The sequence below is a fragment of the Pedococcus sp. P1_H8 genome, assembly GCF_056405175.1.
This window is the reverse complement of the sequence record NZ_JBFUCP010000035.1, coordinates 1-725: the sequence shown is the minus strand read 5'-3', so window position 1 is coordinate 725 and position 725 is coordinate 1. Positions and strand designations below refer to the sequence as shown.

Below are 725 nucleotides of genomic sequence, written 5' to 3'. Positions count from 1 at the left end.
CCTTCCACACCGCCAGCATGCTGACGAGCCAGTCGATCGACCGAGGCACGATCAGCGCGACGACGTCGTCGACACCCACACCACGACCGGCCAGTTCACGGGCCAGCCGGTTCGCACGACGGTCGAGTTCGCCACGGGTGACGGTCAGCTCGCCCGCCACCGCGGCCACCGCGGCCGGGTCCGCCGCGACCGAGCGGTCCCAACGGTCGGTGATGTCGACGCCGAAGGACACCGGAGCCCCGGTGCCGGCAGCCAGCAGCTGCTGAGCCTCGCCTGCCTCGAGCAGGTCGAGCCGGTTGACCGCACTGCCGCGGTCGGCCGAGAGAAAGGTCCGCAGGTAGTTCAGGAACCGGTGGTGGTAGCCACCGAGCTCGCCCTCGGAGTACAGGTTCGGGTTGCCCTCGAAGTCGATCTGGACACTCTTGCCCGCGACACTCGGGTAGAGGTTGACCGCGAGATCCTCGACCGGGCCCGTGCTGAGCACCTTGAACCGGCCGGTGAAGTCGCCGAACCGGAGCTCACGGTGAAACATCATGATGTTGATCGMCGGSCCGAAGAAACCCCGCTCGCCGGTGACGGCACCTGCATCGCGACGCATGTCCTCGTGCCGGTACATCTGCCGACGCAGTGCCCCGGTCAGCTCGAGGTTCGCCGCGGCGATCAATTCGTCCACGGTGGTGTCCGAGTCGATCCGCAGCCGCAGCGGGACGACGTTGGAGACCATG

The 725-nt window shown here is 67.9% G+C and carries 1 protein-coding gene; it reads right to left on the bottom strand.

Translation table 11 applies throughout. The features are described 5' to 3' along the window. A partial coding sequence (locus AC1DYG_RS18670) for an AMP-binding protein (protein ID WP_477641365.1) occupies positions 1 to 725 on the bottom strand: 725 nt, incomplete at both ends.